Annotated in this window: 9 protein-coding genes; 7 read left to right on the top strand and 2 right to left on the bottom strand. The window is 68.9% G+C overall.

What is annotated here, in order from left to right; all coding sequences use genetic code 11:
* Nucleotide 1: 1 nt before the first annotated feature.
* Nucleotides 2–1,357 (bottom strand): amidase, encoded by a 1,356-nt coding sequence (locus AC1RHV_RS03145; protein ID WP_492299706.1) that lies wholly within the window; start codon nt 1,355–1,357, stop codon nt 2–4.
* A complete protein-coding gene (locus AC1RHV_RS03140; protein ID WP_156337376.1) occupies nt 1,350–1,520 on the bottom strand; it encodes a hypothetical protein in 171 nt (56 codons plus the stop codon). The genes AC1RHV_RS03145 and AC1RHV_RS03140 overlap by 8 nt, the downstream gene beginning before the upstream one ends.
* 119 nt (nt 1,521–1,639) lie before the next feature.
* On the opposite strand from AC1RHV_RS03140, the gene AC1RHV_RS03135 reads away from it, so the two are divergent.
* The 7 genes from AC1RHV_RS03135 (at nt 1,640) to AC1RHV_RS03105 (ending at nt 14,015) form a co-directional block, all read left to right on the top strand.
* Entirely contained in the window at nt 1,640–2,299 is a 660-nt protein-coding gene (locus tag AC1RHV_RS03135) for a GntR family transcriptional regulator (RefSeq protein ID WP_054454398.1), read from the top strand.
* Nucleotides 2,300–2,474: 175 nt separating this feature from the next.
* Nucleotides 2,475–3,797 (top strand): MFS transporter, encoded by a 1,323-nt coding sequence (locus AC1RHV_RS03130; RefSeq protein ID WP_054454400.1) that lies wholly within the window; start codon nt 2,475–2,477, stop codon nt 3,795–3,797.
* A 286-nt stretch (nt 3,798–4,083) separates the two neighbouring features.
* Nucleotides 4,084–5,160 carry a BamA/TamA family outer membrane protein gene (locus AC1RHV_RS03125; protein ID WP_492300783.1) on the top strand — a complete coding sequence of 359 codons (1,077 nt, stop codon included), beginning with the start codon at nt 4,084–4,086 and terminating at the stop codon, nt 5,158–5,160.
* Nucleotides 5,157–5,444 (top strand): hypothetical protein, encoded by a 288-nt coding sequence (locus tag AC1RHV_RS03120; protein ID WP_492299705.1) that lies wholly within the window; start codon nt 5,157–5,159, stop codon nt 5,442–5,444. The genes AC1RHV_RS03125 and AC1RHV_RS03120 overlap by 4 nt, the downstream gene beginning before the upstream one ends.
* Before the next feature lie 239 nt (nt 5,445–5,683).
* Nucleotides 5,684–12,412 carry an autotransporter outer membrane beta-barrel domain-containing protein gene (locus tag AC1RHV_RS03115; RefSeq protein WP_492299704.1) on the top strand — a complete coding sequence of 2,243 codons (6,729 nt, stop codon included), beginning with the start codon at nt 5,684–5,686 and terminating at the stop codon, nt 12,410–12,412.
* A 133-nt stretch (nt 12,413–12,545) separates the two neighbouring features.
* Entirely contained in the window at nt 12,546–13,046 is a 501-nt protein-coding gene (locus tag AC1RHV_RS03110) for a sigma-70 family RNA polymerase sigma factor (RefSeq protein ID WP_492299703.1), read from the top strand.
* 3 nt (nt 13,047–13,049) lie between these two features.
* Entirely contained in the window at nt 13,050–14,015 is a 966-nt protein-coding gene (locus tag AC1RHV_RS03105) for a FecR domain-containing protein (RefSeq protein WP_119452098.1), read from the top strand.
* Nucleotides 14,016–14,062: the final 47 nt, after the last annotated feature.

Genomic DNA, 14,062 nt, shown 5'->3' with positions numbered 1-14,062 from the left:
ATTAGCGTTGCAGGATGTCGGAAAAGGGCAGGGCGAACTGATGCGCAAAGGCCAGCAGCAGGGCTTCGCTGCCGGGGGCGCCGACCGCTTGCACGCAGACGGGGCGGCCTTGCGCATCGATGCCGACGGGCAGGACCAGCGCCGGCAGGCCCAGGTAGTTGAGGTAGGCGTGATGGCGGTGCAGCGCGCCGAGGGCGCGCGGATCGAAATCGGGGCTGCTGGTGGTGACCGCCGCACGGTCCGGCACGCCTTGCGGCAGGCAGGGGGTAAGCAGCAGGTCCGCGTCGGCCAGATAGGTGGCGAGGAAAGCGGCGCGCAATGGCGTGATCTGCGACAAGGCATGGCGATACCAGACCGCTGGCATGGCCCAGCCCGGCAGCGCGATGGCCTGGGTGGCCGGCGCCAGCGAGGCCAATTCACGGCGCACGCTGCCCGCGAGCGTGGCGGCGGCTTCGGCATGGAGCACGATCTGCGCCAGACGGTTCAAGCGGTCCAGGTCGGGCGCGGGGCGCAAGCCGATGCGTTGCGGATCGGGCAGGCCGCGTTCGAATCGCGCCATCGTCTCTGCCACGTCGGCGCGCGCTCCGGCAGTCGCCAGCGTCGAGGCCAGCCTCCAACGCCGCGGCCTGGATAGTTCCCGTTCGATCAGCGCCATGTCCGCGGGCAACGCGGACGCGGTTGGCGGCGTTGGCAGCAACGCGGCGTAGACGCAGGCCGCATCCAGCGCGCTGCGGCCCATCACGCCCACCGTGTCCAAGGTAGGCGCCAAGGCCGCCACGCCGTCGGCCGGGATCGCCCCCGGAGTCGGCTTGAGTCCCACCAGGCCGCAGGTCGCGGCCGGCATGCGCACAGAGCCGGCCGTATCTGTGCCCAGCGTCGCGGGGACCAGGCCTGCCGCCACCGCGACCGCACAACCGCTGGACGATCCGCCCACCGCGGCGGCGGCGTCCAGCGGATTGGCCAGCGGCGCGCCGTGGGGGTTCTCGGCCGTCGCGCCGCAGGCATGCTCGGCCATCGCCAGCGCGCCCAGGTTCAGCGCGCCGTGTTCCTGCAAGCGGCGCAGCGCCGTGGCCATCGGCCCTGGGGCTTCGTCGCGCAACGGCCGCCCGCGCCCCGGGGCGTGCATGCCGGTCTGGAAGGCATCCTTGTGCGCCAAGGCCACGCCTTCAAGCAGGCCGCCCGGACGCACGGTCAGCGCAGAGGGTTGATAGGTGCGCGTGACGCAGTGCAGGTCGGCCGCCCGGCGCTGGAACGCCGCAGCCTGGGTCGAGACCAATGCCACGCGTGCGCCGGGCGCGGCCTGGGCGTAGTTTCGACGCATGTCGGCCACGGAAAGATGCAGCAGAGAATCAGGCATCGTCGTCCCCGCAGCCGTCGATCTCGGCCTGCACGGCGGCAAGGCGCAAAAGCGTGCGTGCGACCGCCGCTTGCGTCTCCACTGGTACCGCCAGGCCATGCGTCTTGCAGGCCAGGGCGACCCAGGCCTGCCATTCCTGCTTGGGCGAGTCTTCCATGCTCATTACCTCCTGCCGCGTTTTGCTCGTTAAAATAAAAGTCTAGTCTCATAAATATATTTATAGAAGTCAAGAAAATACTATGCCTAGCGTGAATTTTCTTACCCCCTACACCGGAGTCCGCCATGAAAGCCGCTGAGCGCATCCGCCTGTCAGTCGAAGAGTCCATCCGCGATGGCAGCCTGCTGCCGGGAGATCCGGTCGATGAACAGATGCTGATGCAGACCTACGACGTCTCCCGCACGCCGGTGCGCGAGGCGCTGCTGCAGTTGCAGGCGCAAGGGCTGGTGGCCAGCCTGCCGCGTGGCGGCATGGTGGTGGCGAAGATGGACGTGGCCCAGTTGCTGGCGATGTGGGAGCTGTTGGCGGAGCTGGAAGGCATAGGCGCGCGCCTGGCCTGCGAACGCATGACGCCCGCCGAACGCGACGAGCTGGCAGCCATCCATGAACGCGCCGCGGCCGTGGTGCGGCGCGAGGACACCGACGCCTGGCAGGAACACAACCGGCGCTTCCACGATGCCCTGTACCTGGGCGCCCGCAATCCCTATCTGCGCCAGGAGATCCTGCGCATGCGGTCGCGCACCGGCGCCTACCGGCTGCACGCCTTTTCCGCTTTCGGCCGCCTGGCCTCGTCATGGGAACAGCATGGCCAACTGCTCGAAGCCATCCAGGCGCAGGACCCGGCGCGCGCGGCCGCGGTCATGACGCAGCACATGAGCCCCGGGCAGGGCGCCACCAGCTTCGCGTCCTTCATCGCCGCGCTGCCCAAGAACCTGTTGGCCTGAAGACGCGGCGGCGGACCTCGCCCCGCGGCGGCCACCGCGGGTTAATCCTGATTATTGTATTTTTTCATAATGGCAAAATATATTTATAGCAGACAAAAACATCTGCTCGCGTAACCTTGCCCCGGTATCGGCGGGCTAGGGCGCTCCCCTGATCCGCTCCACCGAGGAACCCGCTATGGATGCTGTTTCACCGCAACCCCTGTCCGCGCCCGCACACGGCGCCGCGCCGGCCGCCGATCCTGGCCAGATGCACCGCAAGGTCGCCTGGCGCCTCATTCCCTTCCTGATCTTCCTGTTCCTGCTGGCGTGGATCGACCGCGTCAACGTGGGCTTCGCCAAGCTGCAGATGCTGCAGGACCTGCGCTTCAGCGAAGCGGTGTACGGCCTGGGGGCGGGCATCTTCTTCATCGGCTACTTCATCTTCGAAGTGCCCAGCAACCTGCTGCTGCAACGCATCGGCGCGCGCAAGACGCTGGCCCGCATCACGATCCTGTGGGGCCTGACCTCGATGGCGATGGCGTTCGTGACCACGCCCACCTCCTTCTATGTCCTGCGCTTTCTGCTGGGCGCCTTCGAAGCGGGCTTCTTCCCCGGCGTCATGCTTTATTTGACGTACTGGATACCGGCAGGCAGGCGAGGGCGCATCAATGGCTGGTTCATGACATCGTTCGGCATCGCCGGCATCGTCGGCGGGCCGATAGCCGGACTCATCATGAGCGGCATGGACGGGGTGGCGCCGCTGCGCAACTGGCAATGGCTGTTCGTGCTGGAAGGCATTCCTTCGGTGATCGCCGGACTGGTGGTGCTGGCCTATCTGCCGGACCGCCCCCAGCAGGCGCGCTGGCTCAGCGCGGCGGAAAAGGCCGCGCTGACGGCCGAGCTGGACAGTGAACGCCTGGACCCCGGCAAACACGCCAGCTTCGCCCAGGCCCTGCGCCTGCCTGCCTTGTGGCTGTGCACCGCGGCGTACTTCTGCATCGTCGGCGGCAATGCGACGCTGGCGTTCTGGATGCCTTCCATCGTGCGCGAGCTGGGCGTGCAAGGCGCGCTGAACATAGGCCTGTTGTCGGCCATCCCGTTCATCCTGGGCACGGCCGCGATGGTGATCAACGGCGCCCATTCCGACTCCACCCGCGAACGCCGCTTGCATTGCGCCGGCGCCACCCTGGTCGGCGCGGTCGGCCTGTCCTTGACCGGCGCCTACATCGGCAGCCCCGTGCTGGCGATGGGCGCCTTGAGCATCGCCGCCATCGGCGTGCTGGGGGCGTTCCCCGTCTTCTGGGCCATCCCGGCGGCATTCCTGACCGGCACCGCCGCGGCGGGCGGCATCGCCTTCATCAATTCGGTCGGCAACCTGGCCGGCTTCGCCACGCCGTTCATGATGGGCTGGCTCAAGGAATGGACGGGCGGCGTGGCCGCCGGCCTGTACGTCGTGGCCGGCATGCAGCTAGTCGCCACGGCGGTCGTCGCGCTGACGATGCGCAGGCTCGCGGTCTAGGCAGCGGTGGCGGAAGTAGTGCGCAAGATCCGGCGCCGTGTCATCATCGGCGGTGCACGACTGAACGCGCGGCTCCAGTCTCATTCTTGCGAGCCGCCCGACATCGCCGGACTGCGGCACTACAACGGGGAAGGACTCCGTGCGCCAGGAATGCAGACACGCCCGAGACAGCGCCTCCAGCGGGGCCTTGCCCGCCAAGGGCGGCGCGGCACCCCGGGGCCATCCGGTCACCTGGCCGCGACTGGCCAGGCAGATCCTGATCCTGCTGTGCACGGGCCCGGCTTTCATGGGCGCGGCGTTGGCGCAAGCGGACGCCGACGTGGACGCGGACGGCGGCGGCCTGGACATGGGCGACTTCCTGTTGCGCCAGAACGGCGCGCTGCCGGTACCCGTGATCATCACCGAGCCCGCAGTGGGCTATGGCGGCGGCGTGATGCTGCTGTACTTCTCCGAACCGGCGGGTGAGGCCGCCTCCCAGGGCCAGCCGGAAGGCAAAAGCAAGGCGCCGCCCAATGTCACCGGCATTGGCGCCATGGCCACCGAAAACGGCACGCGCGGCGGCGCGCTGTTCCATTTCCGCAGCTGGGACGCCGACCGCTACCGCTACCTGGGCGCGCTGGCCCAGGGACGCGCAAACCTGGAGTACTACGGCGCCTCCAGCCACGGACGCAGCTACAAGGTGAAGGGCACCTTCCTGATGCAGCAGGTCCTGGCCCGGGTGGGCGACACGCCCTGGTACGTCGGTCCGCGCTATACCTATTTCCGCTCGAACACCCGGTTCACCGGCAGCCAGGCTGGCGAACTGTCCAAGGCCGAATTGGCGGGCCGCATCGGCAAGGCCGGCGTGGTGGTGGACTATGACACGCGCGACAATATGTTCTATCCCAACAGGGGCAGCTATGCCGAGTTGGAGGCCCAGTTTTCGCGCAGCTGGCTGGGCAGCGACCAGGCCTTCGAAAGCTACCGCACGCGCGGCTACACCTGGCTGCCGCTGGCCCCGCGCTGGACCCTGGGCCTGCGGGGCGACGGCCAGTTCACGCGCGGCACGGTGCCGTTCTACGCCCAGCCTTACGTCGACCTGCGCGGCGTGGCGCGGGGCCGCTACCAGGACCGCGACGCGCTGACCTTCGAAACAGAATTGCGCTGGGACGCCACCCCGCGCTGGTCCATACTGGGGTTCAGCGGCGTGGGCAAGGCCTACGGAAACTGGAAATCCTTTGCCGATTCCACCAATGTCGTCAGCATCGGCACAGGCTTCCGGTATCTGATAGCCGCCAAGCTGGGATTGGCGGTGGGGATAGACATCGCCCACAGCAAGGACCAGAACGCCTTTTACATCCAGGTTGGGAGTGCATGGCGATGAAGACAGATGACGATAGTTCCATGTTGCAGGCCGGCACGTCCCAGCTCGGCAACCTGCTGCAATTCCTGGCCTGGATCGCCGAACGGCCGCGCACCTATGCGCAGACCATGGACGCCTGGCGCAGTTCGTGTCCGCGCCTGTCCGCCTGGGAAGACGCGACCGCCAACGGGCTGGTGGACGTTCCCCGCCGCGCGGATGTCGAACCGGTGGTTGTCCTGACACCCAAAGGGCAGATGCTGCTGGCATCTTCGGACGGCGCCAGGCGGACGCGAGCGCGCCCCTGACACGGCCGGCCGGCGGCTCTACGCCGCATTCAATCTTTACTTACATTTGTGGCCGCGCAAGCGGTAACAGTGTGGTTTTCTTTGCGGATTTCGTCGAAAAAAAGCACTGATTCGTCGAAAAAAAGTTGCGCGAGGTGCGCTGCCTGCGGATTCTAGTGGCGAAACTTTGCCAGTTACTACTGAGCGCGCGCCCGCCGACCCGGGTAAACCGCGCTCGGGTCACAAGAATCCGCTCATCCATGAAGCCCTCATCACGCCCGGCGCACAGCCCCAGTCTGCCTTTTCCCCTGCTGCGGCAGAACACGTTGCGGCTGGCCATCGCGTCCGCGCTGGGCGCCTGCGCCTGGAGCGTAGCGGGCGGCGCACAGGCCGGCTATGCATGCGCAGGCGGCCCCACCCTGAACGTGCCGTCCGGCAACTACCCAAGCGCCCAGGCCATCTGCGAGGGCGACAGCGGCGTAGACCATGACAACGAAAAGAACGGCCAGAACGGACCGGACGTGTCGGTCACGTCCTCGGGCAACTACAACGCCGACGAGAACCAGACCCGGCTGAACCCGGTGGGCGTGGTCACGGCCATATCGCGCGGCGGCGACGGCGTGGACGAAGGCACGGCAGGAGACGGCGGCCACATTACCGTATCCAGCACGGGCGACATCGCGCTCAACGGCACGGCGCTCAGCAATTTCAACAGCCTGATCATGGCAGTCTCGTCCGGCGGCATCGGCGACCCCACCAACGACAACAACGACTCGAACGGCGGACACGGCGGACTGGGCCAGAACGTCACCGTGACCAATTCCGGCAACCTGACGATGTCCGGTTCCCTGCCCACGCCGCGCCAAGGCCTGTACGGCATCAACGCGCGGGCCCTGGGCGGGGCCGGCGGCGACCAGAACGATCCGACGCTGGAATACGGCGACCAGGTGGGCGGCAATGGCGGCAACGCCAGCACGGTCACGGTCAGCAACACCGGCGCCATCAACCTGGGCAGCAGCGCCACGCGGCTGCGCACCTATGCCAACGGAGCTGCCATCTACGCGAATTCCGTGGGCGGCATGGGCGGCTACAACAACGGCAATGCGGGCACCGGCGGCACCGTGCAAGTGACGCACCAGGGCCAGGCCAACAGCTATTGGCAGGTTTTTGACAGCGCCACGGTCTTTGGCATCTACGCGCAAAGCATAGGCGGCGACGGCACCGCGTCGACCGACAACAGCGATAACGGCGGCAATGGCGGCGGCAACTCCGACACCTGGACCCAGAAGGTGACGGTGGACGTGAACGGCTCGGTGCTGCTGGACGTGGCCGGTTCGGCGGCCGGCGCGACCGTGCAGGGCGCCGGCGTTGCCGCCCGCGCCATCGGCGGCAAGGGCGGCAAAGGCCCGGACAAGGACCATTCCGGCGGCAATGGCGGCGCGGGCGGCGCCGTGGCGATCAATCTCTATCAGGGCGGCAGCGTCGCGACCCGCGGCGACAACCTGCCCGGCCTGGCGGCGCAAAGCCTGGGCGGGCAGGGCGGCGACGGCACCGACAGCACCAAGCTGGCCGGGCAGGGCGGGGGCGGCGGGTTTGGCGGCAACGCCAGCGCCGTCAACATTTCCACCGCCAGCGGCAGCGCCATCAGCACGACGGGCAATTTTTCCACCGGCATCGTGGCGCAGTCGGTCGGCGGCGGCGGCGGCACGGGCAGCGACTTCGTGTCGGTGTTGGGTGGCCAGGGCGGCAATGGCGGCAATGGCGGCAACGCTGGCGCGGTCAATGTGGCGACAGGCGCCACGGTCACCACTGTCGGCGACCACGCCTACGGCGTGCTGGCCCAGTCCATTGCCGGCAGCGGCGGGGCGGGCGGCGCGGACACGGCCGAACTGGTTTCCTTGGGCGGGGACGGCGCGGGCGGCGGCGCGGCCGGCCAGGTCACCCTGAGCAACACGGGGTCCATCGCCACCTCGGGCTACAACTCGCACGGCATGATAGGCCAGTCCATCGGCGGCGGCGGCGGGGCCTCGGGCAGCGCCACTGGCCTGCTCAGCGTAGGCGGCAGCTCGGCCGGGGCCACCGGCTCGTCGGGCAGCACGGTGGTGATCGGCAATACCGGCTCCATCACGACGGCCGGCAACGCCGCCATCGGCCTGGTGGCCCAGTCCATCGGCGGCGGCGGCGGCAGCGGCGGCGACAGTATCGGCGTGCTGGGCGTGGGCGGCGGCGGCGCGGGCGGCGGGGCGGGCGGCAACGTCGTCATCCAGGACCTGGGCTCGATCCAGACCGCCGGCCAGTTCGGCGCAGGCGTGCTGGCCCAGTCCGTGGGCGGCGGCGGCGGCAACGGCGGCGATACCTTCACCGCATCGGTGGGCGTGTCGGTGGCGATCGGCGGCAGCGCCAGCGGCGGCGGCAACGGCGGCACGGTCTGCATGAGCAACCAGGGCGGCTGCGACGGCACATTGACGTACTCGACCGCGAACCTCACCACCCACGGCAACTACGCACCCGGCATCATCGCGCAAAGCATTGGCGGCGGCGGCGGCACGGGCGGCAGCGTCAAGAACGCCAGCGTGGCATCCTTCGCGGCGCTGCAATTGGGCGGTAGCGGCGGCGCCGGCGGCAATGCCGCCGAGGTCAAGGTGGGCTACAGCAACCTCAACATCAGCACCGGCGGCGCCCACTCGGCCGGCATCCTGGCCCAATCCATAGGCGGAGGCGGCGGCAACGGCGGCGACGCCAGCTATTACGACGTCACGGTGGGCTTCAATGCCGCGGTGGTGTTGGGCGGCAGCGGCGGCTCGGGCGGCACCGGCTATTCCTCCATCGTGAACCTGAGCGGTTCCCACGTCGCCACCGGCATGGATTACGCCAGCCCGAACATCGATCCCTCGACCTACGCGCCCAACGATTCCTTCGGCATCCTGGCGCAGACCATAGGCGGAGGCGGCGGCAATGGCGGCAGCTCCAGCGCCAGCGACCTGGTGGTGGCGGTACCCACCGGCGAGGGCGCGTCCCTGGCGTTCAATTTCGAAGCCGCGGTGGGCGGCAGCGGCGGGGCGGGCGGCAGCGCCTGCCCGCCGGGGGATGGCGCGTGCGTCACCCAGGTCAACCTCAGCAACGGTTCCACGGTCGCCACCTTGGGCGACGGCTCCCACGCCGTGATGGCCCAGTCCATCGGCGGCGGCGGCGGCAATGGCGGCGATTCGTCCGTGCTATCCACCGTGCTGGGCGATGCGACCACGATCTCGCTGTCGGCCGGCATGACGCTGGGCGGTTCCGGTTCGGCAGGCGGCAACGGCGGCGCGGTGGGCGTGAGCCTGGGCGATGCCAACGGCGCCTATGTCGGCATGCCGCCGTCGTTGCTGACCCCGCCTGGCGTGCGCGTCCCTCCGGCATCCACCATCGTGACCTATGGCGACTACGCCAATGGCGTGCTGGCGCAATCCATAGGCGGAGGCGGCGGCAACGGCGGGGTCGGCAGCAGCAACGCCTACACCCACGGCGGGCCCACTAACGTCAAGCTGACCCTGGCCCTGGGCGGTACCGGCGGCTCGGGCGGCACCGGCGGCAATGTGGACGTGACGCTGAATCCCAACTTCGCCATCCGCACGCTGGGCTCGGGTTCGCGCGGCATCGTGGCGCAGTCCATCGGCGGCGGCGGCGGGGCCTCGCAGGGCGGCACTCTGAATGTGGCTGGCAGCGCCGAAGAGCGTCCGTCAGCCCGTCTGCAGGTGGGCCTGGGCGCGACCGGCGGTTCCGGCGCCACTGGCGGCAGCATCAATGCGACATTGCAAGGCGCCATCCGCACCGAAGGCGGCGACGCCGATGGCGTGCTGCTGCAATCGATCGGCGGCGGCGGCGGGCTGGGCGGATCGCTGGGCGCCGACGCCTCGTCCTATCCCATCCTGGACCGCATCGGCAATCACAGCGACAACAAGGAACGGCTCGACGACGAAAACAGCACGTATCAATTCGGCGTGGACGTGGGCGGCACCGGCGGCACGGGCGGCCATGGCGGCAACGTCACCGTGAACTACGCGGGCAAGATCGCCACCGCCGGCGACTGGGCCGACGGCCTGGTGGCCCAATCCATAGGCGGGGGCGGCGGCGTGGGCGGATCGTCCAGCGCCTCGGGCAGCAAGATCAAGGCCAACGCGATCATCGGCGTGGGCGGCAGCGGCGGCGCCGGCGGCAATGGCGGCGTCCTGAGCTTCCTCTTCGACGACGACCATGGCAACAACATCGCCACCACCGGCTACAACGCCTATGGCGTGCTGCTGCAATCGATCGGCGGCGGCGGCGGGCAGGGCGGCGATGGCTCGGACCAGGCCCAAGGCACCATCACCGTCGGCGCCTCGTTTGGCGGCACAGGCGGCGTGGCCGGCAACGGCGGCAACATCCTGACCTCTGGCGGCGGAAGCTGGCTGAATGTCCAGACCGCGGGCGACGACTCCCCGGCGCTGGCGATGCAATCTATCGGCGGAGGCGGCGGCACGGCCGGCGCGGGCAACAGCAGCTCCAAGCTGCAGCAGGACAGCCATTCCATGAGCGTCGCAGTGGGCGGCAACGGCGGCTTGTCCGGCTCGGGCGGCGCCATCGACGTCGCCACCGGCATCGCCGCCACCACGCAAGGCGCACGCGCCTATGGCGTGCTGGCCCAATCGATCGGCGGCGGCGGCGGGCTGGGCGGCGCGGGCGACGCCAGCAACCTGTCTGGCGTGTCGCTGGGCGGGCGCGGCGGCGCGGCGGGCGACGGCGGCGCCGTGACCCTGACCTTGAATGCCGGCAGCCACATCAGCACCAGCGGCGCGGGCTCACATGGCCTGATCGCCCAGTCCATCGGCGGCGGCGGAGGCATCGCGGGCGACACCAGCAAGGGCTTGCAGCTGGACTCGGGCGGCTGGACCCCAGGCAGCGGCCAGACGGGTGGCAACGGCAACGGCGGCGCGGTTAACCTCAATGTCGCCAGCAACATCACGACCCAGGGGGCCTACGCCTTCGGCGTGATCGCCCAATCCATCGGCGGCGGGGGCGGGCTGGGCGGCAATGCCGCCGGCGGCTTCGCCGGCAGCACGGCAGGCGCGGGCAGTACGGGAACCGGCGGGAACGTCACGCTGACGCAGAGCGGCAGCATCGCCGCCACCGGCGCCGGCGCCACCGGCATCTTTGCGCAAAGCGCCGGTCCGCAAGGTTCGGGCCAGGTCGCGGTCACCGTCGACGGTTCGGTCAGCAGCGGCACCGGCGCGGGCGCATATGGCGTCTGGATCGTGGGCGACAAGCAGAACACGCTGACCGTGGGCTCGGCGGGCATGATCATCGCCGGCGCAGGCGGCAGCGCCGTACGCTACGACGGCGCCGCCCTGCAGCAGGCCAAGACCGTGAGCTTCCTGGCCAGCGCCCCCGGCGCCAGCCTGTCCGTCAACAATGCGGGGACCGTGCTGGGCAACATCGAATGCGGCGGCGGCGCGGGCGGCATCGCCTGCAACGTCTGGAACGCCGCCAGCGGCACCCTGAGCGACGCCACGCTTTATCAGGCCAACATCGACAACGCGGGGCTGGTCGCCATAGGCAGGTCCGGCGCCTTCGACACGCTCACGGTTACGGGGAATTTCAACCTGCAGGCCGGCGGCCTGCTGCAGGCGGACGTGGACTTCGCCAACCTCAAATCGCCGAGCATGGTGGTGCAGGGCGATACCCGCCTGAACGGCCAGGTCAATGTCCAGCCCATCACCTTGCTGCCCGATCACGAAGTCACCGTGGCGACGCTGCAAGGCGATGTGCAAGGCAGCCCCGTTGCCAAGGACAGCCCGGTGATCGACTACGACGCCAGGCTGGACGGCAAGAACGTGCGCGTGCGCGCAACGCAGGCCGACTTCGCCGCGCCGTCCATGCAATTGGCCGCCAATCAGCGCTCGGTTGCGAATCATCTGCAAGGCGCCTGGAACCTGGGTGGCAACGCCGCCATGGCGTCCTTGTTCGCGGCGCTGGACATGGCCTCCCGCGAAAGCGCCGACACCTATTCGAACCGGCTGTCCGACCTGTCGGCCGGCGTCACCGTGGCGCCTGCCGCGCAGATGCAGGCCAGCATGGCGCGCTTTACCGGCGCCATGATGTCGTGCCCGGCATTCCAGGGCGGCGACGCGCTGACCGGCGAGCAGGATTGCCTGTGGGGCCAGGTGTCCGGCATCAATACCAACCAGGACGGCGACGGCGGGGTCTCCGGATTTTCGTTCGATGGCGTCACCTACCAGTTCGGCGGCCAGCGCCAGGTCAGTCCGGGCTGGTTCCTGGGCGGGTCCGTTGCCTACCAAAACAGCCATCTGAGCGGCGACGACGGACGGGTCAGCGGCAAGGGCGACAGCGGTTATGCCGGCGTGGTGGTCAAGCGCGAAACCGGACCCTGGACCCTGTCCGCGGCCCTGGGCGGCGGCTACGGCCAGTACGACATCAACCGCAGCATCCGCATCCCCGGCATGCAAAGCACGGCCGACGCGGACCTGGACGTCTACGGCGCGGCCTTGCGCCTGCGCATCGCGCGCACCTACGCCGGGGAACACGTTTACCTGAAACCCTATGTGGACGTGGACGCGTCCTACACCCACATGCCCGGCTACAGCGAATCCCGCGACGCCCTGCATCTGGACGTGGAAAGCAGCAATGAATTCGTCATGGCCCTGTCGCCGACGCTGGAACTGGGCGGCAAGGTGGCGCTGAAGAACGGCGCAACCATGCGCCCCTACATGTATGGCGGCGTGTCGTTCCTGTCCAAGGACGAGTACACGGTCAAGTCGCGCTTGCAGGGCGCGCCGGCAGGCTCGGGCGCCTTCGAGACCTCGGTGCCCATGGACGACGTCATCGGCCGCATCGGCGCGGGCCTGCAGGTATCCAACGCGGGCGGCCTGGACTTCCGGTTGCAGTACGACGGGGATTTTTCGTCCCACATACAAAGCCATCGCGGCACGTTGAAGGTGATGGTGCCGTTCTGAACGCCCCGCAGGGCTCCGCGCGATTCGATACTGCGAACGGTTCTTGGTATCATTTAGCCCCGCTGGCCGCCGGGCTGAATCCGGCCAGGCCGCCATTCCGTGTCATCGCGCTGCCTATCGGGGGCGTTCGAGCATGTCCAAGCCCCTACAGCCGCTCCAGCTACTCTGCGAAAACCACTACGACTGGCTCTGCCAATGGTGGCGGCATCGCCTCGGCCATGGCGATGAGGCCGCGGACTTCGCGCACGACACCTTTCTGCGCGTGCTGCGCCATCCCGAGGAAGTCCGCACGCTGCGCCAGCCCAGGGCCTATCTGACCACCATCGCGCGGGGGCTGCTCAACGATCACTGGCGCCGCCGCTCGCTGGAACGCGCCTGGCTCGAGGCCTTGGCCGCGCTGCCGCCCGAATTGGAAGCCTCGCCCGAGATGCTGCTGGGCGTGCAGCAAGCGCTGCAACAGTTGGACCGCATGCTCGGCAATCTGGCGCCCCAGGCGCGCGAGGTGTTCGTCCTGTCGCAACTGGAAGGGCTCACCTACGTCGAAATCGCCGCCCGCACCGGCTTGAGCGACCGCACGGTGAGGCGCTACATGGCCCAGGGCTTCGAAATCTGCCTGACCATGCTGGATTCCTGACCCATGGCCGCCGCCGAATCCAAACCGCTAGACGCCTCCGTCATACGGGAAGCCGCCCGCTGGCTCGTGCGCCTGCATTCCGGCGAGGCCGGACCGGCGGATCACGCCGCCTTCGAACGCTGGCGCCATGGCCATCCCGAACGCGAGCTTGCCTGGCAACGCGCCCAGCGCCTGATGCAGCAGTTCGACACGGTGCCGGCCTCGGTGGGCGTGCCGCTCTTGACGCGCCCGTCGCAGGTCAGCCGGCGCGCCGTGCTGCGTACGCTGGCGGTCCTGGGGGTTGCCGCGCCCGCCGCCTTGCTGACCTACCGCCTGTATGCGGAGCCGGCAGGCGCCTATCGCACGGCGGTGGGCGAAAACCAGGACCTGCGGCTGGCCGACGGCAGCCAGGTCCATCTGAATACCGATACGGCCATGGAGGTGGGCTACTCCGACGAAATGCGCCTGCTGCACCTGCGCGGCGGCGAAATCTATGTGCGCACGGCCGCCGACCCGGCGGGCAGGGCGCGGCCCTTTATCGTGGAGACTCCCCAGGGCCGCTTGCGTGCCTTGGGCACCCGTTTTGTCGTCCGGCAACTGGACGATGGCGACGCCCAGACCGAGCTGACCGTGCTGGAACATCGCGTCGCCGTCACCCTCGGGAATGGCAGTCCGGAGCGGATCTTCAATGCCGGCGAGTCGGTGCGCTTCACCGCCAATGCCTTTCTGCCGAACGCCCAGGCCAGGTCAGACGCGCCAGGATGGACGCGCGGCGTCCTCGAAGCCGACAACATGCGCCTGGACGCGTTGCTGGCCGAGGTCTCGCGCTACCGGCGCGGCGTATTGCGCTGCGACCCGGCGGTGGGCGGCCTGCGGGTATCTGGCGTATTCCGCCTGCAAGACACCGACGCGCTACTTGCCGTCGTGGCCAAGACCCTGGATCTGCGCGTCGTCACGCGTACCGCCTACTGGGTCACCCTGACGCGCTGAAAGCCGCCTGGTTTCACTCGCTTACAACTTTGCCGCTACGCCCTTGT

The organism is Achromobacter sp. GW823-FHT04E03 (genome assembly GCF_058796095.1).
Note: the sequence above shows the minus strand (reverse complement) of the source record. Positions and strands in the feature narration are given on the sequence as shown.

Coding starts and splice junctions, on each gene's coding strand:
- AC1RHV_RS03145 (WP_492299706.1), bottom strand. CDS start 1,357: ATGCCTGATTCTCTGCTGCATCTTTCCGTGGCCGACATGCGTCGAAAC.
- AC1RHV_RS03140 (WP_156337376.1), bottom strand. CDS start 1,520: ATGAGCATGGAAGACTCGCCCAAGCAGGAATGGCAGGCCTGGGTCGCC.
- AC1RHV_RS03135 (WP_054454398.1), top strand. CDS start 1,640: ATGAAAGCCGCTGAGCGCATCCGCCTGTCAGTCGAAGAGTCCATCCGC.
- AC1RHV_RS03130 (WP_054454400.1), top strand. CDS start 2,475: ATGGATGCTGTTTCACCGCAACCCCTGTCCGCGCCCGCACACGGCGCC.
- AC1RHV_RS03125 (WP_492300783.1), top strand. CDS start 4,084: ATGGGCGCGGCGTTGGCGCAAGCGGACGCCGACGTGGACGCGGACGGC.
- AC1RHV_RS03120 (WP_492299705.1), top strand. CDS start 5,157: ATGAAGACAGATGACGATAGTTCCATGTTGCAGGCCGGCACGTCCCAG.
- AC1RHV_RS03115 (WP_492299704.1), top strand. CDS start 5,684: ATGAAGCCCTCATCACGCCCGGCGCACAGCCCCAGTCTGCCTTTTCCC.
- AC1RHV_RS03110 (WP_492299703.1), top strand. CDS start 12,546: ATGTCCAAGCCCCTACAGCCGCTCCAGCTACTCTGCGAAAACCACTAC.
- AC1RHV_RS03105 (WP_119452098.1), top strand. CDS start 13,050: ATGGCCGCCGCCGAATCCAAACCGCTAGACGCCTCCGTCATACGGGAA.